Source organism: Micromonospora sp. NBC_01740 (assembly GCF_035920365.1).
Classification (GTDB): domain Bacteria; phylum Actinomycetota; class Actinomycetes; order Mycobacteriales; family Micromonosporaceae; genus Micromonospora; species Micromonospora reichwaldensis.
Genome location: NZ_CP109150.1, coordinates 2,297,485 through 2,319,908, shown reverse-complemented (window position 1 = coordinate 2,319,908; position 22,424 = coordinate 2,297,485). Strand labels below are relative to the sequence as shown.

General features: G+C 73.8%; 20 protein-coding genes. 7 read left to right on the top strand and 13 right to left on the bottom strand.

Annotated elements, in window-relative coordinates; translation table 11 throughout:
* Positions 1–47: 47 nt before the first annotated feature.
* On the top strand, positions 48–704 hold the full coding sequence (locus tag OG989_RS11210; RefSeq protein WP_327030459.1) for a permease prefix domain 1-containing protein: 657 nt from the start codon (positions 48–50) through the stop codon (positions 702–704).
* A gap of 105 nt (positions 705–809) precedes the next feature.
* Here the strand turns inward: OG989_RS11210 and OG989_RS11205 are convergent, their stop codons facing one another.
* Positions 810–1,151 carry a PadR family transcriptional regulator gene (locus tag OG989_RS11205; protein WP_327030458.1) on the bottom strand — a complete coding sequence of 114 codons (342 nt, stop codon included), beginning with the start codon at positions 1,149–1,151 and terminating at the stop codon, positions 810–812.
* An 81-nt stretch (positions 1,152–1,232) separates the two neighbouring features.
* On the opposite strand from OG989_RS11205, the gene OG989_RS11200 reads away from it, so the two are divergent.
* The 3 genes from OG989_RS11200 to OG989_RS11190 all read left to right on the top strand — a co-directional run bounded on the left by OG989_RS11200 (position 1,233) and on the right by OG989_RS11190 (position 6,228).
* Positions 1,233–2,216, top strand: a complete 984-nt coding sequence (locus OG989_RS11200; RefSeq protein ID WP_370519015.1) for a DNA primase — start codon at positions 1,233–1,235, stop codon at positions 2,214–2,216.
* Positions 2,217–2,256: 40 nt separating this feature from the next.
* A complete protein-coding gene (locus tag OG989_RS11195; protein WP_327030457.1) occupies positions 2,257–4,875 on the top strand; it encodes a transposase in 2,619 nt (872 codons plus the stop codon).
* A gap of 129 nt (positions 4,876–5,004) precedes the next feature.
* Entirely contained in the window at positions 5,005–6,228 is a 1,224-nt protein-coding gene (locus tag OG989_RS11190; protein ID WP_327030456.1) for an ABC transporter substrate-binding protein, read from the top strand.
* A 75-nt stretch (positions 6,229–6,303) separates the two neighbouring features.
* Here the strand turns inward: OG989_RS11190 and OG989_RS11185 are convergent, their stop codons facing one another.
* The 4 genes from OG989_RS11185 to OG989_RS11170 all read right to left on the bottom strand — a co-directional run bounded on the left by OG989_RS11185 (position 6,304) and on the right by OG989_RS11170 (position 11,318).
* Positions 6,304–6,897 carry a GTP-binding protein gene (locus OG989_RS11185; RefSeq protein WP_132231432.1) on the bottom strand — a complete coding sequence of 198 codons (594 nt, stop codon included), beginning with the start codon at positions 6,895–6,897 and terminating at the stop codon, positions 6,304–6,306.
* A 1-nt stretch (position 6,898) separates the two neighbouring features.
* Positions 6,899–7,276: a DUF742 domain-containing protein gene (locus tag OG989_RS11180; protein WP_151454479.1), complete on the bottom strand. Its 378-nt coding sequence runs from the start codon at positions 7,274–7,276 to the stop codon at positions 6,899–6,901.
* A gap of 98 nt (positions 7,277–7,374) precedes the next feature.
* A complete protein-coding gene (locus tag OG989_RS11175) occupies positions 7,375–7,779 on the bottom strand; it encodes a roadblock/LC7 domain-containing protein (protein WP_007455462.1) in 405 nt (134 codons plus the stop codon).
* Positions 7,776–11,318 (bottom strand): sensor histidine kinase, encoded by a 3,543-nt coding sequence (locus tag OG989_RS11170; RefSeq protein WP_327030455.1) that lies wholly within the window; start codon positions 11,316–11,318, stop codon positions 7,776–7,778. Before OG989_RS11170 ends, OG989_RS11175 begins: the two co-directional genes overlap by 4 nt.
* A 460-nt stretch (positions 11,319–11,778) precedes the next feature.
* On the opposite strand from OG989_RS11170, the gene OG989_RS11165 reads away from it, so the two are divergent.
* Positions 11,779–12,117, top strand: coding sequence for a hypothetical protein (locus tag OG989_RS11165; protein ID WP_311413734.1), 339 nt, complete (start codon positions 11,779–11,781; stop codon positions 12,115–12,117).
* Positions 12,118–12,149: 32 nt separating this feature from the next.
* Here OG989_RS11165 and OG989_RS11160 read toward each other — a convergent pair whose 3' ends face one another.
* Together OG989_RS11160 and OG989_RS11155 are read right to left on the bottom strand one after the other, a co-directional pair.
* Entirely contained in the window at positions 12,150–13,229 is a 1,080-nt protein-coding gene (locus tag OG989_RS11160; protein ID WP_132231438.1) for an adenosine deaminase, read from the bottom strand.
* A gap of 56 nt (positions 13,230–13,285) precedes the next feature.
* On the bottom strand, positions 13,286–13,699 hold the full coding sequence (locus tag OG989_RS11155; protein ID WP_327030454.1) for a PPOX class F420-dependent oxidoreductase: 414 nt from the start codon (positions 13,697–13,699) through the stop codon (positions 13,286–13,288).
* A 127-nt stretch (positions 13,700–13,826) separates the two neighbouring features.
* Here OG989_RS11155 and OG989_RS11150 point away from each other — a divergent pair, with 127 nt between their 5' ends.
* Complete coding sequence (locus tag OG989_RS11150; RefSeq protein ID WP_151454472.1) at positions 13,827–14,291, top strand: MarR family winged helix-turn-helix transcriptional regulator; 465 nt, start codon at positions 13,827–13,829, stop codon at positions 14,289–14,291.
* Positions 14,292–14,295: 4 nt separating this feature from the next.
* Positions 14,296–15,174: a putative RNA methyltransferase gene (locus OG989_RS11145; RefSeq protein ID WP_327030453.1), complete on the top strand. Its 879-nt coding sequence runs from the start codon at positions 14,296–14,298 to the stop codon at positions 15,172–15,174.
* 8 nt (positions 15,175–15,182) lie between these two features.
* Here OG989_RS11145 and OG989_RS11140 read toward each other — a convergent pair whose 3' ends face one another.
* From OG989_RS11140 to OG989_RS11115, 6 genes are all read right to left on the bottom strand, one after another.
* The gene (locus tag OG989_RS11140; protein WP_132231450.1) at positions 15,183–15,863 is read right to left on the bottom strand and encodes a DUF4272 domain-containing protein; all 681 of its coding nucleotides are present in this window, start codon (positions 15,861–15,863) and stop codon (positions 15,183–15,185) included.
* A gap of 110 nt (positions 15,864–15,973) precedes the next feature.
* The gene (locus OG989_RS11135; protein ID WP_327030452.1) at positions 15,974–17,254 is read right to left on the bottom strand and encodes a thymidine phosphorylase; all 1,281 of its coding nucleotides are present in this window, start codon (positions 17,252–17,254) and stop codon (positions 15,974–15,976) included.
* Positions 17,255–17,390: 136 nt separating this feature from the next.
* Positions 17,391–18,092 carry a cytidine deaminase gene (locus OG989_RS11130; RefSeq protein ID WP_151454468.1) on the bottom strand — a complete coding sequence of 234 codons (702 nt, stop codon included), beginning with the start codon at positions 18,090–18,092 and terminating at the stop codon, positions 17,391–17,393.
* Positions 18,093–18,106: 14 nt separating this feature from the next.
* Positions 18,107–19,387 carry an ABC transporter permease gene (locus tag OG989_RS11125; protein ID WP_327030451.1) on the bottom strand — a complete coding sequence of 427 codons (1,281 nt, stop codon included), beginning with the start codon at positions 19,385–19,387 and terminating at the stop codon, positions 18,107–18,109.
* 3 nt (positions 19,388–19,390) lie between these two features.
* Positions 19,391–20,752, bottom strand: coding sequence for an ABC transporter permease (locus tag OG989_RS11120; protein WP_327030450.1), 1,362 nt, complete (start codon positions 20,750–20,752; stop codon positions 19,391–19,393).
* On the bottom strand, positions 20,749–22,287 hold the full coding sequence (locus OG989_RS11115; protein ID WP_327031144.1) for an ABC transporter ATP-binding protein: 1,539 nt from the start codon (positions 22,285–22,287) through the stop codon (positions 20,749–20,751). Before OG989_RS11115 ends, OG989_RS11120 begins: the two co-directional genes overlap by 4 nt.
* Positions 22,288–22,424 lie beyond the last annotated feature (137 nt).

Genomic DNA, 22,424 nt, shown 5'->3' with positions numbered 1-22,424 from the left:
GTTTGTCCCCGACGACGTCCGGCGGCGACCCGTGACAGGGTGGGGCCATGCGGGGCGAGGACGACGCGACGACGGTGGAGGAACGGCTGCGGGAGCTGGGCGCGCACCTGCGGGGGCCGCGCCGGCTCAAGTCCGACCTGCTGACCGAGGCACGGCACGGGCTGCTGGACGCCGTCGACGCGTACCGGGCGGACGGGCTGCCGGCGACGGAGGCGCAGCACCGGGCGGTGGCCGATTTCGGCTCGCCGGCGGAGCTCGCCCCGGCCTACCAGGCGGAGCTGGCGGCGGGCGCGCTGCGCGGGCTGTCGCTGCGGGTCATCGCGCTCGCCACTGTCGCGTTCGTCGCCGGCGACCTCACCTGGCAGGGGTCGAGCTGGGGCGGCTCCCCGCCGCCGGCCGCCTACCAGCTGCTGTCGGCGTCGGTGGGCTGGATCTGGGCGGCGGCGTTCGCGCTGGCCGCGACAGGGCTGCTGCGGGCCGGCCGGGCGGCGCTGCGCGGCGGCGCCGACCGGGCGGTGGGGGCGGCCCTCGTCGGGGTCCTCGCCCTCGGCGTACTGACCGGCTCGGCACTCTTCGCGTGGTCGATCGGCCTCTGGGACGACGCGCTCACCTGGCCGCCCATGATCATCGGCGCGGCGGTGGCCGCCGCCGGCTACCTCTGGCTCGGCCGGGCCGCCCGCACCTGGCTGCTCGCGGCCCGCTGATCCCGGCCACGGATCGGGCGCCTCGCCCGGGTCGAGGGCTGCCGCCCGTCCCGCACGACGGAGGACGGACGAGGGACACCGGTCTGTCGCGCTGGCCGGTGCCCGTCAGGCCGGCGCCGCCGGCGTGGTGTCGGTGTCGAGGAACCGGCCGACGGTGGAGCGGAACTCGCGCCACCCGGACCGCTCGCCGGCCAGCGCCCGCCGGCCCTCGTCGGTGAGTTGGTACGTCCGCCGTTCCCGCCCGTTGACGGTGCTCCAGGTGCTGGCCACGTGGCCGGCCCGCTCCAGCCGGCGCAGCGCGGGATAGATGGTGCCGGTCGGCAGGTCGAGCTGCCCGTCGCTGCGGTTGCGCAGCGCCTCGATGATCGCGTAGCCGTGCAGCGGGCCCTGCTCGAGCACCGCGAGCAGCAGCGCGTCGAGGTGTCCGTGCAGCGCCTGGGCCTTCATGCGTAGCAACGCTACTTGTCGGCCGCCCGCTCCGCCACCGGGGTGCGGGCACCGGTCTCCCGGAGACGCCCACTAGGGTATGTGCCCAGAGTCACTCGCCGGCGGCGGACGCCGGCGGGCAACCCGAAGCACACGGAGGTCAGCGTGGCCCGCCAGTCGCCCCAACGGCCCGACGCCGACGAGCCCGAGCTCGACGACGCCGACGCCCCGGCCGAGTCCGGCACCGCAACCGTCTCGGCCGAGGCCGCCCGCGCCCTCTGGGACGAGCTGCGGATCGACCCGGTGGAGATCGCGCTGCCCGCCGGCACGGGCTACACCCTGCGGGCCTACCGGCCGGCGCGGGAGCTGACCCCGACCGACGTCACCGAGCGCGACCAGGACGACCCGTTCCTGGCCCGCCGCCAGGTCACGGAGGAGGACGAGGAGGACGACGACGAGGCCGTCGTCATCCTCGACGAGGAGGTCGCCCAGGAGTTCGCCGAGAGCGACGACGAGGAGGCCAAGGGCCGCCGCCGCGACGCGACCGACGACGAGGACGCCGAGACCGCCGCCGAGGACGACGAGGACGAGGCGGGCGACGAGGAGGTGCCGGTCTTCCTCACCCACCGTGGGAAGCTGCTGCTCTTCAAGACGCCCGAGTCGCTGGTCAGCTTCATCCGCTCCGGGGCGCCGAACGACCTGTCTCAACTGGACAGCTGGAATGAACTGTCCGAACGGGTGGAGCCGGCCGACATCGCGCCGCTCGACGAGGACGTCTACGAGCTCGACCTGGTGGTGGAGAACCTCCGCGGCGGGCACGACACCTGGGACTGGACGCTGCTCATCGAGGCCGGTGAGGTGGCCCGCGACCTGGCGTACGCGCTGCGGCTGCCCGCGGTGCTGGACATGCTCTCCGCCGGCTCCAGCCTCGACGACCTGGACGAGGCGCTGCGCGCCTCGGTCGACGGCGGTGTGGGCGGGTTCTTCGGTCGGCGCCGGCTGAGGAAAATCGGGGCACAAACCGCAAGTCTGGGTTGGCGCACCATTGTCGGGAAGATCTCTGCGACGGTGGACTGGCGCGACTGACCCTTTACGGGGAGCATCAGTCTCTGGCAGTGAAAGCCTTGTGTCCCGGGAGGAGGACGACGCCGTGGCGCTCGTGCGCGTGTACTGCGGTCTGGCCTCGGCGGATCCGGCCGACCGACCGGTCTCGGCCGGTTCGACGCTGACGTCCGCTGTGGTCGACGACGCAGGCCGTCTGCTGCATGTCTGCGAGATCGGTGACGACCCCGCTGGCTACGCCCAGCTGGTCGCGCTGCTCGTGGAGCGGTCGGGCGGGCCGAGCGGTGCGGCCATCGCCGCCGACAGCGACGACCACACGGTCACCTCGCTGCTCAGCGCCGCCGGGCGTCCACTGGCGATCGCCGACGACGACTCCGTCGACGACTTCGCCGAGCGCTTCGCCGACGACGACTCCCTGGAGGAGATGCAGTCGCCCCCGGCCGAGCGGCGCGCCGTCGGCCTGGCCCGCGCCCTGCAGGCCGGCGCCCTCTCCGCCGTCACCCTCCCGGCCCCCCGGGACCTCGCCGGCTACAAGCAGGTCCTCGCCGCGCACGCCGCCCTGGCCAGCGGCCGGCACTCCGCCGCCGTCGCGCTGCGGGAGGTGCTCCGCGAGCTCTACCCGGCCGCGTTGCGGGCGTACCCGGACCCGGCCGAGCCGGTCTCGCTGGCCGTGCTGGACGCCCTGCCCGAGCCCGGCATGCTGAGCGGCACCGTGGGCCACGGCGACGACGCCCCGGCCCCCGCCGAGGCGGTCACGGCGCGGCTCGCCGCCGACGGGGTCGCCGACGCCGACGAGCTCACCTCAGCGGTGACCGCCCTGCGGGTGGCCATCAGCGAGACGCCCCGACGCGCCACCGTCAACCGCGCCCTCACCTCCGCCGTGGCGGAGACCGTGCGGCAGGCGGTCGCCTCCGTCCGGGCCTGCGACGCCGGCTGCCAGGCGCTGGTGGGCGCGCTCAACGACCGGGTCGGCACGCCCGCCACCCCGGCCCCCGGCCGCCGCGCCGCGATCCGGCACGGCGAACCGCTCGGCGACGCACCCGGCCTCGCCCCCACCGGCGGCGCTCTGCCCGGCCTCACCCCCGCCGGCAACGGCCTGCGTGCCCTCCGGCCCGCCGAGCCCGAGCCCGCCCCGGGCGGTGGCCGCCGCAGCCGGCCCGAGCCCGCCTCCGGCCCGACGCCGCCCCCGGCCCCCCGGCCGCTCGGCCCGCCGCCGGTCGCACCGGCCCCCGTCAGCCCGCCGCCGGTCGCGCCGACGCCGGTGACGCCGGCAGCGGTCGCCGGTCCCCCGGTCTCCGCGCCCCCCACACGCCCCGGGTCGCTGCCGAGCCGAATCGACGGCCCGACCAACCGCCCGGTGTCCGCGCCGCCACCTCCGCCGCCGGGCATCACCCCCATCGCTCCGGCGCAGCGGGGCACGGTGCCGCCGGCCGAGGCGGGAGAGCCGTTCCGCCCCACCCTGACCACGGCGGCGATCCAGAGCGCCCGCGCGGAGCGCCAGCGCACCGTGATCCCGCCCCGCCCGAAGACCAACGGCGAGCCGGCCACGCCCACGGGTGGCTTCAGCGCCACCGACCTGAGCGTTCCCGTGCCCACGCCACGCCCCGGCCAGGAACCCACGGCCGACCGGGCGGAGTCCGCTCCCCCCGGGTCCCGGGCGAACTGGCCGCTGGTCAACAACCCGGAGGACCCGGCCGACAGTTCCGCCAAGAACCCGGTCGTCGGCTCCTACGGCGACCGCGACGGGCGCGGCGTCGACGCCCCGACCGATCCGGGGGCGGAGCGCCGGGTCACCCCGCCCTGGCTGGCCGACGACCTGCCCCAGGAGCCTCCGGTGCTGCGGCTGGTCGAGCCGCCGCCGCTGGCGGACCGCGCGCTGCGCGGCGGAACGGGCCCGGCCGCCGACGCCCAGCCCGAGACGCCCCCGCTGCGGCTGGTCGACCGCGAGGAGGCCGCCCGTAATGGCCGGCCCGCCCCCCGCGAGGAGCGACCGCCGACCGAGTACCGGCCGGCACCTCGTGACGAGCGACCGGCCGCCGACTACCGACCGGCACTCCGCGACGAGCGGCCCGCACTCCGCGACGAGCGGCCTGCCCTCCGCGACGAGCGACCGGCACCCCGCGACGAGCGGCCGGCGGCCGAGTACCGGCCGGCACTCCGCGACGAGCGGCCCGCACTCCGCGACGAGCGACCGGCGGCCGACTACCGCCCGGCGCCCCCGATGGAGCGCCGCCCGCCGCCCGTGTCCGACGAGGGCGACGGCGACCTGCTGATCTTCGCCCAGGCCAAGTCCGCCTGGTTCGTGGGGCACGACGACGAGTCCGACATGGAATGGTCGACCACGGCCGACACCGGCTGGCAGGCGGCCGAGCAGGCCGCCCGCCCGGCGGTCGGTGCCGAGACCTCGGCAGGGCTGCCGAAGCGGGTCCCCCAGGCCAACCTCGTCCCCGGCTCACCGCTGCGGGACGAGCGACCCCTGCGGATCGTCCGCGACGCGGCGAGCCTCGCCGAGAACACCACCGGCTACTTCCGCGGCTGGCGCCGTGGACAGGAGATCGGCGGGTTCGCGGTCGGCGGCCGACCCGGCCGGGAGGCCGCTGGCGGCTGGGACTTCACCCGCGACACGGGCGACCGCGACGACGACCGGGAATACGAGTACCGCTCCGCCGGCTACCGTTCCTGACCGCCGGGAAACCGCCTCCCACCTGCGTGTTCCTGCCCACACCCGGATAATTTGACGCCATGTCGCGGCGGCCGGGAGCATACCGGCGGAACAGCCGGCGGCAGGGGTCGCCGGGTGGGAAGGCGACTCATGGCGACATCGGCGAACGGCCCCTCCGTGTTCACCCGTCGGGGCCTGCTGGCCGCGACGGCCGGCACGCTCCTGCTCGGCGCCTGCGGGCGCGGCGAGACGGGCGAGGGCGGTCGCGCCACGGCCGTCGCACCGGGCGGTCAGGAGCTGCTGGTCGGGGTCAGCCTGGAGCTGACCGGTCCCGGCGCCGCGCTCGGCGTCCTCCAGCAGCGGGCGCTGGAGATCACCCTCGAATCGCTCAACGCCAAGGGCGTGCCGATCGGCAACCTCCGCCGCGCCGTACGGCTGGAGGTGCGGGACAACGCCGGCAACCCCGCGCTGGCGGCCCGGCAGGCCACCGCACTGGCCCGCGAGGGCGGCGTACACGCCCTGGTCGGCGGCACCATGGCCGAGACCTCGATGGCCCTGGCCGGGGTGGCGCAGAAGGAGCGGGTGCCGTTCCTCTCACTCGCCTTCGGCGACGGGATCGTGCTGCCGCTGGCGCAGCGGACGTACGTCTTCAAGATGACCCCGGACGCCGGCGACATGGCCCGACGGCTCGCCCGGCTCATCGCCTCGCAGCGGCTCTCCCGGGTGGCGCTGCTGGCCGCGGACGGCCTGCACGGCGACTCCGGCGTACGGGCCATGACAGGCGCCCTGCGGACGGCGGGGGTGGCGCTGAGCACCGCCACCCGGCTGCCCCGCACCGGCACGGACCTCCGCCGGGCGGCCCGCGCGGCGACGGGCTCGCGCCCCGACGGGGTGGTGGTGTGGGCGACCGCACCGGACTCGGCCGCCGCAGTCGGGGCGCTGCGCCGGGCCGGCTACGACGGGCCGGTGTTCCTCGACGCGGGCGGGGTCGCCGAGCAGACCCTGGAGGGCGGGAACGCGGCCCTCCTGGAGGGCGCGTACGCCGTCCACCCGACCTCGCTGGGCGGGGCGATGCTCGCCAACACCACCATGTCGGCGCTGGACCGCAAGGAGTTCGTCTACCGCTACGTCCAGCTGCACGGCGGGTTCAGCGGCTTCGCCCCGTACGCGTCCGACGCGGTGCAGTTGGTCGCCGACGCGGCGCGGCTGTCCACCAGCGTCGACCGTGGACGGATCCGGGCGTTCCTGCAGAACCAGGTCACCGAGGGGATGGCGGGGATGTACTCCTTCACCCCCATCCGGCACGGCGGCATGGACCAGGGCTCACTGGGCGTCTACACCGTCAACGCGGGTGCCTGGACGCGGGTGTCCTGACCCCGCGCCACCCTGGTGCGGGCAGCAACGAGCGCCCGGTGGCGGCCGAGGCCGTCACCGGGCGCGTCGCAGCGATCAGGCCGGCGCCACGGCGCGCGAGCGCCGCATGGTCAGCACGTACTCGACCAGCGAGATCAGCACGTGCTTCGTCGACTCCCGGTTACGGGCGTCGCAGGCCACCACCGGCACGTCGCCGGGGATCGCGAGCGCGTCCCGAACGTCCTGCGGGTCGTGGTACTGCATCCCGTCGAAGCAGTTGATGGCCACCAGGTACGGCAGCCGCCGGTGCTCGAAGAAGTCGATCGCCGCGAAGCAGTCGGCCAGCCGGCGGGTGTCCACCAGCACGACCGCGCCGATCGCGCCGCGGACCAACTCGTCCCACATGAACCAGAACCGGGTCTGCCCCGGCGTACCGAACAGGTACAGGATCAGGTCACGGTCGATCGAGATGCGGCCGAAGTCCATCGCCACCGTGGTCGTCGTCTTGCCCGGCACCTGCCGGGTGTCGTCGACGCCCACGCCGGCGGAGGTCATGATGGCCTCGGTCGTCAGCGGCGTGATCTCCGAGACCGAGCCGACCAGCGTCGTCTTGCCGACGCCGAATCCACCGGCGATAACGATCTTCGCCGACGTCACGCGCCCACTCGGGGTCGGCGGGCGGTGCGACATGTCAGAGCCTGCGAAGTCCACTCAGCACCCTCTCCAGCAGTTCAGTGCCCACCGCGTCGTCCGAGTCGTCCAGAATGGTCGGCTCGTGGACCGCGACCAGGCCGTCCGTCGCCATGTCGGCGATGAGCACCCGTGCCACACCGAGCGGGAGCTGCAGCCGCGCCGCGATCTCGGCGAGCGACTGCACACGTCCATCACACAGCGCAGCGATGTACTGGTGCTCGCGGCCCTGAGCGCCGTTGCCATTGGCAGCGGCGCGGCCGCGCACCGTCGTCTCGACGAGCGCCTCCAGCGCGATGTCGAGGCGGGGGCGGGTACGACCACGGGTAACGGCGTATGGACGGACCAACGCTCCGGTCGGCTCGTCACGATCGACCATGTCGCCGCTCACCTCCCTCGCACCCGGCACCGGCCCCGGATGGAGCCGTCGTCGTCGTTGTCGTTGTCACCCCGCCGACCTCACGGGTCAACGTGTCGTCAGCCCAGCATTCCCGCAGCCGCGCGTGGCTGCGGGGTCAACGCGTCGCCCACCCGGTCGACCAGCAGGGCCATCTCGTAGCCCACCTGTCCCACGTCGCTGCTGCGGGCGGCGAGCACCGCGAACGACGATCCGTCCGAGATGGACATCAGGAACAGGAAGCCATTGTCCATCTCCACCACTGTCTGCAGCACCGCGCCTCCCTCGAAGCAGCGGGCCGCGCCCTGGGTGAGGCTGACCAGACCGGACGCGATCGCGGCCAGCTGATCGGCCCGGTCCCGCGGGAGGTCCCGTGACGACGCGAGGAGCAGTCCGTCCGCGGAGACGGCGACCGCGTGCGCGACACCGGGTACCCGGTCGGCGAAGTTGGCCAGCAGCCAACCGAGATCCTGCGTAGTTGTCATCGTTCTTGCTCCTTCTGCCCGCTCCCGGCCATTGGGCCTGAGCCAGACTGCGAGGATTGCTGCCCTCCCGGAGTCGCCTCCGGGCTGGTCGGGTTGCTGTCCGACGGGTTCGTACGCCCCCGCTGCACGCCCCGATGGTAGGCCGAAAGCAGGCCTCGGACAGCCTCCGGCGTACGCCGCTGCACCGAGGTGGTGGGCTTCTCCACCGCGCCGGGCACCAGCTGCGCCATCGGGGTGCGCTTGGGGAGACCGGTCGAGGTGGTCGCCGCGACGGGCACCTCGGTCGCCGCCGAGGCGGCGCGCCACCCGTCGTCGGCCGCGGTCTGCCAACCCCCGGTCTGTTGCGAGGACCGGCGGTGACCGAAGCTGTCGGCGACGCCGGGGCGGGCACCCCCGTTGGTCGTCGGTCCGTTCTCGCGCGGCGCTCCTCCGGCCGCCGGAGTGTCTGCCATCGGTGCGTTACCTGTCGTCCCGGGTGGTGTCGGCTGCACGGCCCGACCGCCGGCGTCGACCCGGGCGAACTGCTGGGTCGGTGCACCGTTGGTCGGCGTCTTCTCGGCGGCCGGTGCCGCCTCCTCCGGCCCCGGGCGGCGGGTACGGAACCAGGCCGACTCGAGCTCCCGGAAGATCGGCAGCTCCATCGTCTCGTCCGCGTACCGCTGCGGGGTCTGGGCTGGCGGCGTGGTCGGTCGCGCCTGCGGGACGGCCGGTGCCGACCGCTCCGCCGGCGCGGGAGCCTGGGCCGCCGGGGTCGGCGCGCCGGAGCGCGGCACCCGCGGCAGTTCGGTCGTCATGTCCAGCGCGGCGGCCAGCCGCTCGGGCACCGGCGGGGTCGCCACGTCCCGGTCCGCACCGGCGACCGGCGGCCAGGCCGGCGGCGCCGGCGTGCTCGGACCCGGCATGCCGGGGGCCGGGCGCTGCGGCAGCGGGCCGGTCGACGGCGGCGAGTACGGCGGGCCGGAGTACGGCGCGGCCGAGACCGGCGGGCCCGAGTACGGGTGGCCGGAGACGGGTGACGCCGAGACCGGCATGCCGGAGACCGGCGGGCTGGACACCGGCGGCGCGGAGTAGGGAACCGGCGGGGTCGACACCGGCGGGCCCGCGTAGGGCACGGGCGGCGCGGAGACCGGCGGGACGGAGTACGGCCGGGCCTCGGGGCTGCTGGGCAGCTGCCGGGGAACGGCCTGCTGCTGGCCCGTGGCGTCCTGGTCGTCGGTCAACCGGCGCTGCGGCAGCGGGTCGATCGGCTCGCCGTTCGACGTGCGCGGCCGGTAGGCCTCGCCGCCGTTGAAGCCGCTGGCGCCGGTCAGGTCCGACCAGGCCGGCATGGACCGCGTCGAGCCGGTCGGCGTGCCGGCCCCGTTGCGCGGCGCCGGGTCGAACGGCCGGCCGCCCAGGGTGACCTGGTTGCCGGACTCGCCGGGGCGCTGCGTGGGCATCGGGTTGGCCGGGCCGTTGCCGAGCGCCGGCAGCGCGCCGAAGGCGGGAGCCGGGCCGTGCGACTGCGGGCCGGGCGCCGGCAGCGCGGGCGACGACTGCGGGCGGCCGGAGAGCGCCCGGGGCACGAGCACCGAGGTCGGCATGACCACCTCGGCGACGGTCCCCCGGTCGGTGCCCGGACGCAGCTCGACCTTGACGCCGTGCCGGGACGCCAGCCGGGCGACCACGACCAGGCCCATCATCCGCGAGACGGCCACGTCGACCTGCGGCGGCGTGGCGAGCCGCTCGTTGAGGTCGTGGAGCTGGTCGGGGCTGATCCCGATGCCCCGGTCCTCCACGTAGAGCGACGCGCGGTCGCCGACGCGCCGGGCCTCCACCATGACGTGCGAGTCCGGCGGCGAGAAGGCGGTGGCGTTGTCGAACAGCTCGGCGACCAGGTGGACCAGGTCGTTGACGGCGTGCGCCGCGACCTCGATGTCCCGGTCGATCACCCCGAACTCGATCCGGGTGTAGTGCTCGACCTCGGACTGGGCCGCCCGGAGCACGTCGATCAGCGCGGCCGGCTGCCGCTGCACGCGGGTGGAGTCGGCGCCGGCGAGCACCAGGAGGTTCTCGTCGTTACGGCGCATCCGGGTGGCCAGGTGGTCGAGCTGGAACAGCTCGGCCAGCCGGTCCGGGTCCTCCTCGCCGCGCTCCAGCCGGTCGAGGTGACCGATCAGGCGGTCGACCAGGATCTGCGAGCGGCGGGCCAGGTTGACGAACATCGTCGCGACGGACGCGCGCAGCGCGGCCTGTTCGGCGGCGGTGCGGACGGCCTCCAGGTGGACCGCGTTGAACGCCTCGGTCACCTGGCCGAACTCGTCCTTGCTGCGCACCGGCAGCGGCTCGGCGATCTGGTTGGCGAGCTGCACCGGGGAGAGCTGACCGGTCACCTTGGGGTCGCGCAGCCGGGCCACGGCCTGGGGCAGGCCGTACTGGGCGATGGAGAGGGCGCCCTGGCGCAGGTCGCGCAGGGAGCGGGCCATCGAGCGGGCGACCAGGTAGGCGAAGAGGATCGCCAGGAGCAGCATGCTGAGCAGCAGGCCGGTCTCCAGGAACACCTGGCGCTGCACGTCCGAGCGGAGGTTCTCGGCGCCCGCGACGACCTCACGGTCGATCTTCGTCTCGACCGTGCGGATCAGCTTGGCGTTGGCCACCATCGCCGCGTCCCACTGGTCGGCGTCGAACGGGGCGCCGGTCAGGCTGTCGGCGGTGGTGATGCCGTTGAGCCAGCTGTTGTAGGTGTTCGCCTCGCGCAGGTCGGGGCCGGCGACCACCTGGGCGTAGTACTCCTGCTCGGGCTGGCTGGCCACCACCTGGAAGCTCTGCAGCCACTGGCTGGAGCCGGTGCTGGTGGCGATGTACTCGTTGCGCAGGTTCGGGGTGAGCCGCTGCTGGATGAACGCCCGGTGCACCACGTCGCGGCGGCGGGAGAGGAACTCCTTGTTCCGGGCGGTGGCGGTCGACGCGCGCATCTTGTCGCTGAGCTCGTTGTCGCCGGCGAGCTGGGTGGCCGAGTCGCGGATGCTGATCAGGTCGTCGATCAGGCCGTCGTAGGCCTGCATGGCCGGGACGAGCCCGAGCTTGCCGTTGAAGACCTGGCTGCGGGTGCCGGGCAGGTCGGTCAGCGTCTGGTCGATCTCGCCCAGCAGACCGTCGAGGTTGGCCGGAAGGTCCTCGACCTCGGCCCGCTGCTGGGAGTACGACTTCTTGGCCTCGTCGACCTCGGCGTTGGCCCGCTCGTACGCCTGCTTGTAGCGAGCGTTGTCCTGGCCGCGCGGGACGCCCAGCAGGCGCAGCGCGTTGGTCCGCTCGTCCTGGAGGGTGTCGACCAGGTCGCCCGAGTAGCCGACGAGGTTGGCCAGGTCGCCGGCCCGGTTGGCGTTGTTGAGGGTCTCCAGGTGGTCGACCAGACCACTGGTGCCCACGACCACCGTGGCGATGGTCGGCACGATCATGATGAGACCGAGCTTGGACCAGATCGGCATGTCGCGGAACCGACCGGCCGGCCGGCGCAGACGCGACAGGAAGGAGCCCGCCGGCTTTGGCCGTTTGCTCACGTCACCGCCCTCGCGATTTCTGGATCCGCGTTGCCCCTGGACAAGGACCAGCGGCCGACCCTGCGGGCCGGACCATCCGAGATTCCATCACGCTACCTGCGAAAGAGAAAGCCCAGGTTGGCCGCAGCCAGCGGTGTGATGAGATGTTGATGCAATTTGATAGCAATCCGTCTGGCCGGAGTCACTGAAGGTAATGAAGCAGCCCCATCGCGTTGTCCTGCTCGCCGGTCCATCCGGGTCCGGAAAGTCGTACATAGCGCAGCGAACCGGTCTTCCGGTGCTCTGTCTGGACGACTTCTACAAGGACGGTGACGACCCTACGTTGCCGCGACGAAACGGCCTGGTGGATTGGGAGTCCCCGCGCTCCTGGGACGCCGCAGCGGCCGTGGAGACGATTGCCCGACTGGCCAGGGAGGGCAAGGCCGATGTGCCGGTTTATGCGATCGGTGCGGACCGTCGGGTGTCCACCCGGCCATTCGAGGTCGCCGGTTCGCCACTTTTCGTGGCCGAAGGGATCTTCGCGGCCGAGATCGTCGAGGAGTGCCGCCGGAGAGGGGTCCTGGCCGGGGCGTACGCCCTGCGGCGCCCCCGGGGGGCGACCTTCGTCCGCCGGCTGGCGCGCGACCTCGCCGAGCAGCGCAAGGCGCCCGGGGTGCTGGTGCGCCGCGGCCTGGCGCTGCTGCGCGCCGAGCCGGCGGTGCTGCGGCGGCAGACCGGCCTGGGTGCCGAGGCGGCCCGGGCGGGCGAGGTGCTGCGCGCGGTGGCCGGCCTGCTCGCCGGCCACCCGCACCGCACCTGACCGGACCGCCGGAACGCGGCGGCCCGCCGTGGTCAGCCCAGCAGCTTGCCGTACGCGGGCTTGATCACCTCGTCGATGATCTTCAGCCGCTCGTCGAACGGGATGAAGGCGCTCTTCATGGCGTTGATGGTGAACCACTGGAGCTCCTTCCAGCCGTAGCCGAAGGCGTCCACCAGCAGGGCCATCTCCCGGGACATCGACGTGCCGCTCATCAGCCGGTTGTCGGTGTTCACCGTCGCCCGGAACCGCAGGTCCCGTAGCAGCCCGATCGGGTGCTCGGCGATCGAGGGGGCGGCGCCGGTCTGCACGTTCGAGGACGGGCACAGCTCCAGCGGGATCCGCTTGTCCCGCACGTACGCGGCCAGCCGGCCGAGCACCGGCTCCGGGCCGGGCGTGATGTCGTCCACGATCCGCACCCCGTGGCCGAGCCGGTCCGCCCCGCACCACTGGATCGCCTGCCAGATCGACGGCAGGCCGAACGCCTCGCCGGCGTGGATGGTGAAGTGGAAGTTCTCCCGCTGGAGGTACTCGAAGGCGTCCAGGTGCCGGGTGGGCGGGAAGCCCGCCTCGGCACCGGCGATGTCGAAGCCGACCACCCCGGCGTCCCGGTGCCGGACGGCCAGCTCGGCGATCTCCTGCGACCGGGCGGCGTGCCGCATCGCGGTGAGCAGCGTGCCGACCCGGATCTGCCGGCCCTCCTCGGCGGCCAGCGCGGTGCCCTCGACGAAGCCGGCCAGCACCGCCTCGACCACCTCGTCCAGGGTGAGGTCCCGCTCCAGGTGCTGCTCCGGGGCGAACCGCACCTCGGCGTAGACCACCCCGTCGGCGGCCAGGTCCTGGGCGCACTCCCGGGCCACCCGACGCAGCGCCGACGCGGTCTGCATGACGGCGACGGTGTGCGCGAACGTCTCGAGGTAGCGCTCCAGGGAGCCGGAGTCGGCCGCCTCGACGAACCAGCGGCCGAGCGCCTCGGGGTCGGTGGTGGGCAGTTCGTGCCCCACCTCGGCGGCCAGTTCGACGATCGTCGCCGGCCGCAGGCCGCCGTCGAGGTGATCGTGCAGCAGCGCCTTCGGGACCTTGACGATGTCCTCGTAACGGATTGTCGCGACCATGCTCAGACCCTAGTCGGCCGCACGGGAAGCGGCCGACGGGACCGGCCGGGATCCGGTCAGGGACGCCAGCCGTACAGCCGCTCGACGGCGAGCCGGAGCACCAGCCGGCCGTCGGCGACCATCGCCGCCCGGTAGTCCGCCCAGTCGGGGTGCTCGCCGCGGATGCGCCGGTAGACCTCGACCAGCTCCTCGACGGTGGCGTCACCGGCCGCCGCCGCGGGCGGGGTGAGCGTGACCACGCCCTCCGCGACCGCGTAGGCCCCGCCGTCGGCGGTGGTGACGTGCAGGCTGGCCCGCGGGTCGCGGCGCAGGTTGCGCACCTTGGCCCGGCCGTCGGTGGTGGAGCATCGGATCAGGCCGGGCTCGGCGAGGAAGTCGAGGTTGGACAGCTGGGGCCGGCCGTCGCGGCGCAGGGTCACCAGCACGCCCCGGCCGCGCTCGCCGAACAGCTCCCACAGCCGGGCGGTCACGCCGTCACCCGCAGCGGGGCGAGGGCGGCGGTGAGTCGGGCCAGCCGGCCCGGCAATCTGGTTGACATGTCACTCACCGTAGGAGGCAGGTTGATGACATGTCAACCAGATAGCTAGGATGATCGGCATGGCACAACCACGCTGGCTGGACGAGCGCGAGCAGAACGCCTGGCGGGGCTACCGGCGGATGCGCCGCCTGCTCGACCTGGAGCTGGCCCGCGAGCTGATGCGCGACGCCGGGCTCTCCGAGCCCGACTACGACGTGCTCTCCGACCTCTCGGAGACACCCGACCAGCGGCTGCGGCTCAGCGAGCTGGCCGACCGGATGCTCTGGTCGCGCAGCCGGCTCTCCCACCACCTCACCCGGATGCAGCAGCGCGGCCTCGTCACCCGCGAGGAGTGCGCCTCGGACGGGCGCGGCGCCGTCGTCGTACTCACCGCCGAGGGCCGGCGCGCCATCGAGGCCGCCGCCCCCGGTCACGTGGCGGCCGTCCGTCGACACCTCATCGACCTGCTGACCCCCGACGAGGTCGCCGCGCTGGACGCGCTCACCCACCGGGTGGTCGACCACCTCACCCGACCCGGAGAATGAGCCGGTGGACCCCCGCATCGTGGACCGGCTCCGCTGCCCGGTCTGCGCCGAGCCGCTGACCGAGGTCGCCACCGGCGGCGCCCGTGCGCTGCGCTGCCCGCGCCGGCACAGCTTCGACGTGGCTCGCCAGGGCTACGTCAACCTGCTCGCCGGCCGCGCCCCGCACGCCGGGGACACCGCCGAGATGGTGGCCGCCCGCGCCGACTTCCTCGCCGCCGGCCACTACGACCTCGTCTCGGCCGCCCTCGCCGCCGCCGCGACCCAGGCCGTACGGCACGTCGCCGAGGCGCGCGCCGACGGGGCGTACCCCCTGGTGGTGGACGCCGGGGCGGGGACCGGCCGGCACCTCGCGGCGGTGCTGGCGGCGCTGCCGGCCGCGGCGGGTCTCGCCCTGGACGTGTCGAAGCCGGCGCTGCGCCGGGCCGCCCGGGCGCACCCGCGCGCGGCGGCGGCGCTCGCCGACACCTGGCAGCGACTCCCCCTGGCCGACGCCGGCGCGGCCGTGCTGCTGAACGTCTTCGCGCCGCGCAACGGCGCGGAGTTCCACCGGGTCCTCGACCCGGCCGGCGCCCTGCTGGTGGTCACGCCGGCCGAGGACCACCTCACCGAGCTGGTCGGCGCCCTCGGCCTGCTGCGGGTGGACCCGGCCAAGGCGGACCGGGTCGCCGAGAGCCTGGGCGGGCACTTCACCCCGGCGGCGTCCACCCTGCACCGGCGGGAGCTGGCGCTGACCGGCCCGGAGGTCGCGACGCTGGTCGGGATGGGCCCCAGCGCCTGGCACACCGACCCGGCCGGGCTCGCCGCCCGGGTCGCCGCCCTCGCCGAGCCGGTCCGGGTGACCGTCGCGGTACGCCTGACCGTCTGGCGCCCCGCACCGCGCTGAACGCCGGGTCAGGTGGAGAGGTCGACCTCTTCCCAGCCGGGGGGCTCGTCGTGGTACGGCCCGCGCAGCATCACCGCCCACTCCAGGGCCCACCGGCGCTGACCGATGGCGTTCGCGTCCACCAGCCCCGGCGGCGTACGGCCGGCCCGTTCCGTCTCCAGGTAGGCCCAGTCCAGGCAGTAGTGCAGGTCCAGCAGGGCGGCCGCGTCGGCGGGGTGCTGCGGGGCGGTGAGGATCCGGGCCCGCCAGTGGCCGAAGGTCTCCCCGTCGTGGATGTGCGGCATCCGCTCCACCAGCCGCTCGTCGACCGGCAGCGTCGGGTCGAGCTGCTTGGTCAGGCCGAGCACCCAGGCCAGCGCGAAGAGCGCGTCGTGGTGCAGCACGAACGACCGGTGGTCGCCCTTGCCTCCGGTCACGAACTGGAACTCCGGCGGCGTGACCATCTCGACCAGGTGCGAGGCGAGCAGCCAGCTCATCGCCGACTGCGGCGGCATCCCGAAGCAGCGGGCCAGGATCAGGTGCAGCACCGCGATGCGGGCCTCGATCTCCACGGTGGGACGGAGCTCGATCTGGTCGCCGGGCTCCCACACGAGCGGGAACTGGGCGGGCGGCAGCGGGAGGCCCAGCCGGGACAGCTCGTCCAGGCTCGCCTCACGCACCTCCCGTGGATCGGGGGCAGGTACGGTCACGGCGAAATTTCCTGTCTGCTCGCGACGACTCGGCGCCGGTTGTCCCCCCTGGCCAGGGAGGATAGCGGTCCGAGCGGGCCGGCACCATGCCGCCCCGGTGACCGCCGCGCTCAGCCGATCCGCTCGATGACCAGCGGCGTCGCGGCGGGTGCGGTCGGCGCGATCCGTACCGCCCGCGCGGCGTCCTCCCGGGCCGCCGGGATCCGGGCGGCGTCCTCCGCCCGCAGTTCGAAGAGGACGTCGCCCGCCCGCACCGGGTCGCCCGGACGCCGATGCAGCACGACCCCCGCCGGCACGCTGACCGGGTCCTCCTTGCGGGCCCGCCCGGCGCCGAGCCGCCAGGCCGCCACCCCCATGTCGTACGCGTCGATCGCCGCGACGAAGCCGTCCGTGTCCGCGCGGACCATCTCGACCTCGTTCGCGGTCGGCATCGGGGCGTCCGGGTCGCCGCCCTGGGCGCGGATCATCGCCCGCCAGGAGTCCATCGCCCGGCCGTCACGCAGGGCCGCCGCCGGGTCGACGTCCGGCAGCCCGGCCGCGTCGAGCATCTCGCGGGCCAGCGCCAGGGTCAGCTCGACCACGTCGGCGGGACCGCCCCCGGCGAGCACCTCGACGGACTCGGTCACCTCGACGGCGTTGCCGATGGCCAGGCCCAGCGGGGTGGACATCTCGGTGAGCAGGGCGACGGTCCGTACGCCGTGCGCGCCACCCAGCTCCACCATCGTCCGGGCCAGCTCGCGGGCCTGCTCGACGGACTTCATAAACGCGCCGGAGCCGACCTTCACGTCGAGCACCAGCGCGCCGGTGCCCTCGGCGATCTTCTTGCTCATGATCGAGCTGGCGATCAGCGGGATGGCCTCGACGGTCCCGGTCACGTCGCGCAGCGCGTACAGCTTGCGGTCGGCGGGCGCGAGCCCCGCGCCGGCCGCGCAGATCGCCGCGCCGACGTCCCGGAGCTGGGCGGTGAACTCGTCGTTGCCCAGCGCCGCCCGCCAGCCCGGGATCGACTCCAGCTTGTCCAGCGTGCCGCCGGTGTGCCCGAGGCCCCGGCCGCTGAGCTGCGGCACGGCGGCACCGCAGGCCGCGACCAGCGGGGTGAGCGGCAGGGTGATCTTGTCGCCGACGCCGCCGGTGGAGTGCTTGTCGACGGTCGGCCGGTCGACGGCGGAGAGGTCGAGCCGCTCCCCGCTGGCGATCATCGCGGCGGTCCACCGGGCGATCTCCGGCCCGGTCATGCCGCGCAGCAGGATCGCCATGGCCAGCGCCGACATCTGCTCGTCGGCGACCACCCCCCGGGTGTACGCGTCCACCACCCAGTCGATCTGCGCGTCGGAGAGCACACCCCCGTCCCGCTTGACCCGGATGACGTCAACCGCCGTGAAAGCACTCATCAGAAAAGATCTTCCTAGTCGTATGCAGATACCGGCACGCGGACCGCGACCACCGAGGGCTCAGGCCGACCGTGCCCGGCGGAGGGATCAAGCCTGACCGCCCGGAGCCGGGCACGGTCGGCCCGAGCCCCAAAGCTCAACCCCAGCGGACCGGGATCTCCATCGGCGGCTCACCCTCGCCGGCCCAGAAGATCGCCCCCGAGGCGTCCACAACCACCACCCGGGGCGTACGGGCGAGGCCCCAGGCGATCGCCTCAGCCGGCTCGTCCCAGCTCGGGCCCTCCTCCAGCACGCCGGTCTCGGCGCCGTCGTCGTCGCCCGCGGACCGCTCCCAGTAGCCGGTCCAGACCTGCTGGCCGGCGGAGAGGTCGGGGTGCACGAAGACCGTGCCGCGCCCGCGCCAGGCGGCCAGCCGCTCCGGCACCACGGGCACCGGGGCTTCCCCCGTCACGGCCTCCAGGTCGGTCACGTCGAAGGCGTGCGGCAGCAGCTCGGCCATCCGCAGCGGCCCGCCCCTCGCCTCGATGAGGCACTCCGGGCCGCCCTGCTCCCAGAGCAGCTGGCGGCACCGGCCGCACGGCATCAGCGGCTCGCCGGTGGCGTCGACGCAGGACAGGGCCACGATCCGGCCGCCGCCGGTGGCGTGCAGCGAGGAGACCACGCCGCACTCGGCGCAGAGCACCACGCCGTACGCGGCGTTCTCCACGTTGCAGCCGACCACCACCCGGCCGTCGTCGACAAGCGCGGCCGCCCCGACCGGGAACTTCGAGTACGGCACGTACGCGTGCCGCATCACCTCGGTGGCGGCGGCCCGCAGCCGCTCCCAGTCGATCTCCATGTGGTACTCCCCCGTCAGCCCTTGATGTACGGCTTGCCGTCGGCGGCCGGCGCCCGGACCCGACCGACGAGCCCGGCCACCGCCAGGATGGTCGCCAGGTAGGGCAGCATGGCCAGGAACTGGTTCGGGATCACGCTGTTGATGGCGCCCAGGTAGGTGGCGAGCTGGTCGGCGAAGCCGAAGAAGAGCGCCGCGAGCAGCGCCCCCGTCGGGCTCCACCGGCCGAAGATGAGCGCGGCCAGGGCGATGAAGCCCTTGCCGCCGATCATGTTCTTGGTGAACGAGTAGAGCGCCAGCGTGTAGGAGGCGCCGCCAATGCCGGCGACCACCCCGGCGAGCAGCACGTTGCGGTAGCGCAGCCCGAGCACCTTGACGCCCAGCGTGTCGGCGGCGGTCGGGTGCTCGCCGACCGAACGGGTGCGCAGGCCCCAGCGGGTGCGGAACAGCGCGATGTGGATGACCAGCACCAGCAGCAGGCCGAGGTAGAGGAAGATGTTGCCCCGGAACAGCGCCGGGCCGAGCAGCGGGATGTCCGACAGCAGCGGGATCTCCCAGTTGCCGAACCGGGGGGCGCTGTTGTACTTCTGGGCGTTGGTCTGCATCAGCCGCTCGTAGAGGAAGCCGGTGACGCCGACGGCCAGCAGGTTGAGCACGATGCCGATGACGACCTGGTCGACCAGGTAGCGGATCGAGAAGACGGCCAGCAGCAGCGAGATGAACGCGCCGCCGATCGCCGCGGCGACCAGGCCGACCCAGACGCTGCCGGAGAGGCTGCCGAAGAGCGCGCCGCTGAAGGCGCCCATCAGCAGCTGGCCCTCGATGGCGACGTTGACCACGCCGGAGCGCTCGCAGAGCACGCCGGCCAGGGCGCCGAAGATCAGCGGCAGGGCCAGGATGAAGGTGTTCCGGAGGATGTTGACCAGCGGCATGAAGTTCTGCCCGGGCGGCGCGTCGGAGACCTGCCAGCAGAGGAACGACAGCACGAAGCCGACCAGGCCGACGCCGAGCACGAGGGTGAACCAGCGCTTCGGCAGCCCGGCGAGCATCGCGACGCCGGCGGCGACCGCGACGAGGCCGAAGAGGATCGCGCCGACCGTGCCGTGGATCTCGAGCGCGGCGCCGGCGGTGTCCTCGCTGAGGGTGAAGCGGGCCTGCTCGCCGGTGGCGAGCGCCCCGAACAGCACCGTCGCCAGCAGGCCGAGGGCGAGCAGCACGGCGCCGACCTTGCGGGTACGGGTCCAGAATCCCTGGTCGACGGGGGCGACCGCGACGTCTTCGACAGCCATGGTGGACATGAGTTACCAGCCCTTCGCCAGGCTCGTCTGCAACCGGGCGGCGCGGGCGGCCCGGAGCTGGAAGATCGCCTTCACCAGGGCCGGCGCGGCGATGAAGATGACGATCAGCGCCTGGAGCACGGTGACCAGCTCCAGCGAGATCCCCGAGTAGGACTGCATCCGGTTGCCGCCGGCCTGGAGCGCGCCGAAGAGCAGCGCGGCCAGCGCGACGCCCCACGGCTTCACGCGGCCGAGCAGCGCCACCAGGATGCCGTCGAAGCCGATCTGCGCGACCACCAGCGGGGTCAGCGCGCTGGCGGTGGAGCCGAGCACCATGTTGGAGCCGCCGAGGCCGGCCAGGATCCCGGCGAAGACCATGATCAGGACGTACGTCCGGGTGACGCTGATGCCGGCGGTCCGCGCGGCGTCGGGGTTGGCGCCGACGGCGCGCAGCTCGAAGCCGAGCGTGGAGCGGTTGAGCAGCCACCAGACCGCCCAGGTGGCCAGCACCGCCAGGATGATGCCGGCGTGCACCCGCAGCCCGTCGCCGAGCAGCCGGGGCAGCTGGGCCGAGCCGTCGACCGGCCGGCTGATCGCGTCCGTACGGTTCGGGTCCTGGACGCCGTTCTGCACGATGATCCAGGTCAGGAAGTACGTGGCGACGTAGTTGAGCATGATCGTGTTGATCACCTCGTGGGCGCCGGTGCGCGCCTTGAGGATGCCCGGGATGAAGCCCCAGATCGCCCCGCCGAGCGCGCCGGCGAGCACCGCGACGAGCAGGTGCAGGCCGGGCGGCAGCGGCAGCAGGAAGCCCGCCAGCGCGGCCAGGATCACGCCCATGGTGGCCTGGCCCTGGGCGCCGATGTTGAACAGGCCGCCCCGGAAGGCCAGCGCCACCGACAGGCCGGTGAAGACCAGCGGCGCGGTGTAGGTGAGCGTCTCCGAGATCGGGCTCATCACCGCCTGGAAGCCGACCGCGTCCGGGTCGAAGACCGCGCCCTTGAACAGGTTGCCGTACGCCTCGCTGACCAGCGTCCAGCTCGCGTTGAGCGCGTCGGCCGGCCGGGCCGTGATGTAGCTGTAGGTGGCGAGCACGTCGGGATCGGACACGATCATCAGGATCGCGCCGACGATCATCGCCAGCACCAGCGACAGCAGGGTCACCGTGAAGGTGTTCGCCGCCCAGAGGTTGTCCAGGAACAGCCGGCCCAGCGAGGGCTTCGCCTCCGGGGCCGGGACCTTCGGGGAGGTGGCCGTACCGGCGCGCTCGGTGTTGCCGAGCGCGGTCTGCGCGGCCTGCGCCTCGGTCGCCGGCTCCTTGTCCGGGGAGCCCGACGGGGGGTTCGGGTTGCCCGGGGAGCCCGACCCGGGGTTCGGGTTCGTCATGCCTCGTCCTTGCTACCAGGGCCCTCGGCGGCGGGGGCCGCCGCACCGCCGTCGGCCGGGGTCGTGCCGGTCGCGGCGGCGGGCGCCGCGTCGGGGGTGATGCCGGCCATCAGCAGGCCGATCTCCTCGCGGGGGGTGTCCGGGCCGACGATGCCGATGATCCGGCCGCGGTACATGACCGCGATCCGGTCGGCCAGGCCGATCACCTCGTCGAGCTCGCTGGAGACCACCATGACGGCGGTGCCGACGTCCCGTTCCCGGATGACCTGGCTGTGGATGAACTCGATCGACCCGACGTCGACGCCGCGGGTCGGCTGGGCGGCGATGAAGAGCTTCAGCGGCCGGGACAGCTCCCGCGCCACGATCACCTTCTGCTGGTTGCCGCCGGAGAGGGTGCCGACGGGGGCGTCGGCCGAGGAGGTGCGCACGTCGAACTGCGCGATCCGCTCCTTCGCCGACTTGGCGATGGCGTCCGGCTTGAGCGCCAGGCCCCTGCCGAAGGGCGGCCGGTCGTAGATGTCGAGCACCAGGTTCTCCGCGACGGAGAACTCCTTGACGACGCCGTCGACGCTGCGGTCCTCCGGCACGTAGCCGACGCCGGCGCGCAGCACCTTCTTGGTCGACCAGCCGTTGACCCGCTGCCCGTCGAGGGTGACCGTGCCGGCGAGCGTCGGGCGCAGCCCCATGATCGCCTCGATCAGCTCGGTCTGGCCGTTGCCCTGCACGCCCGCGATCCCGAGCACCTCGCCCGCGCGTACGGTCAGGTCCACCCCGTCGACCGCGCGGATCTGCCGGTCGTCGTCGACGACCAGGCCGGAGAGCTCCAGGACCGGCTTGCCGGGGGTGGCGGTCTCCTTGTCCACGGTGAGCCGGACGCTGCGGCCGACCATCAGCGCGGCCAGCTCGTCGCGGCTCGCCTCGGGGGAGGCGGTGCCGACGGTCTTCCCCCGCCTGATCACAGTGATCCGGTCGGCGATGGCCTTGACCTCGCCAAGCTTGTGGGTGATGAAGACGATCGACTTGCCGGCGGCCTTGAGCGACCGCATCACGGTGAGCAGCTCGTCCGTCTCCTGCGGCGTGAGCACGGCCGTCGGCTCGTCGAGGATGAGCAGGTCGACGTCGCGGGTGAGCGCCTTGACGATCTCCACCCGCTGCTGGATGCCGACCGGCAGGTCCTCGATCACCGCGTCCGGGTCGACCCGCAGGTTGTACCGCTCGGAGACCTCGGCGACCTCGCGTCGGGCCCGCCGCCGGTCCAGGAAGCCGGCGATGCCGCCCCGGACCTGCTCGGCGCCGAGCATGATGTTCTCGGTGACGGTGAAGACGGGCACCAGCATGAAGTGCTGGTGCACCATGCCGATCCCGGCACCGATCGCGTCCGACGGTCCCCGCAGCTTCAGCGGCGCGCCGTCGACCAGGATCTCGCCCTCGTCGGGCTGGTAGAGCCCGTAGAGCACGTTCATCAGGGTCGACTTGCCGGCGCCGTTCTCGCCGAGCAGGGCGTGGATCTCTCCAGGCTCCACCGTCAGGTCGATGTGATCGTTGGCGACCAGATCACCGAACCGCTTGGTGATGCCGCGCAGTTCGAGTCTCAGCGCAACCTCCTGGAGTGCGAAGCGATGGTGCAGCGTAGCTGCCGGTGGACCGCTCGCGGCGCGGGGCCGTCGTCGGG

Bases quoted from the DNA above. Each gene is read 5' to 3' on its own strand.
- OG989_RS11130 (WP_151454468.1), bottom strand. From the start codon at position 18,092: ATGGAGATCGACTGGGAGCGGCTGCGGGCCGCCGCCACCGAGGTGATG.
- OG989_RS11210 (WP_327030459.1), top strand. From the start codon at position 48: ATGCGGGGCGAGGACGACGCGACGACGGTGGAGGAACGGCTGCGGGAG.
- OG989_RS11190 (WP_327030456.1), top strand. From the start codon at position 5,005: ATGGCGACATCGGCGAACGGCCCCTCCGTGTTCACCCGTCGGGGCCTG.
- OG989_RS11135 (WP_327030452.1), bottom strand. From the start codon at position 17,254: ATGAGTGCTTTCACGGCGGTTGACGTCATCCGGGTCAAGCGGGACGGG.
- OG989_RS11180 (WP_151454479.1), bottom strand. From the start codon at position 7,276: ATGGTCGATCGTGACGAGCCGACCGGAGCGTTGGTCCGTCCATACGCC.
- OG989_RS11205 (WP_327030458.1), bottom strand. From the start codon at position 1,151: ATGAAGGCCCAGGCGCTGCACGGACACCTCGACGCGCTGCTGCTCGCG.
- OG989_RS11160 (WP_132231438.1), bottom strand. From the start codon at position 13,229: ATGGTCGCGACAATCCGTTACGAGGACATCGTCAAGGTCCCGAAGGCG.
- OG989_RS11125 (WP_327030451.1), bottom strand. From the start codon at position 19,387: ATGTCCACCATGGCTGTCGAAGACGTCGCGGTCGCCCCCGTCGACCAG.
- OG989_RS11175 (WP_007455462.1), bottom strand. From the start codon at position 7,779: ATGACAACTACGCAGGATCTCGGTTGGCTGCTGGCCAACTTCGCCGAC.
- OG989_RS11150 (WP_151454472.1), top strand. From the start codon at position 13,827: ATGGCACAACCACGCTGGCTGGACGAGCGCGAGCAGAACGCCTGGCGG.
- OG989_RS11120 (WP_327030450.1), bottom strand. From the start codon at position 20,752: ATGACGAACCCGAACCCCGGGTCGGGCTCCCCGGGCAACCCGAACCCC.
- OG989_RS11185 (WP_132231432.1), bottom strand. From the start codon at position 6,897: ATGTCGCACCGCCCGCCGACCCCGAGTGGGCGCGTGACGTCGGCGAAG.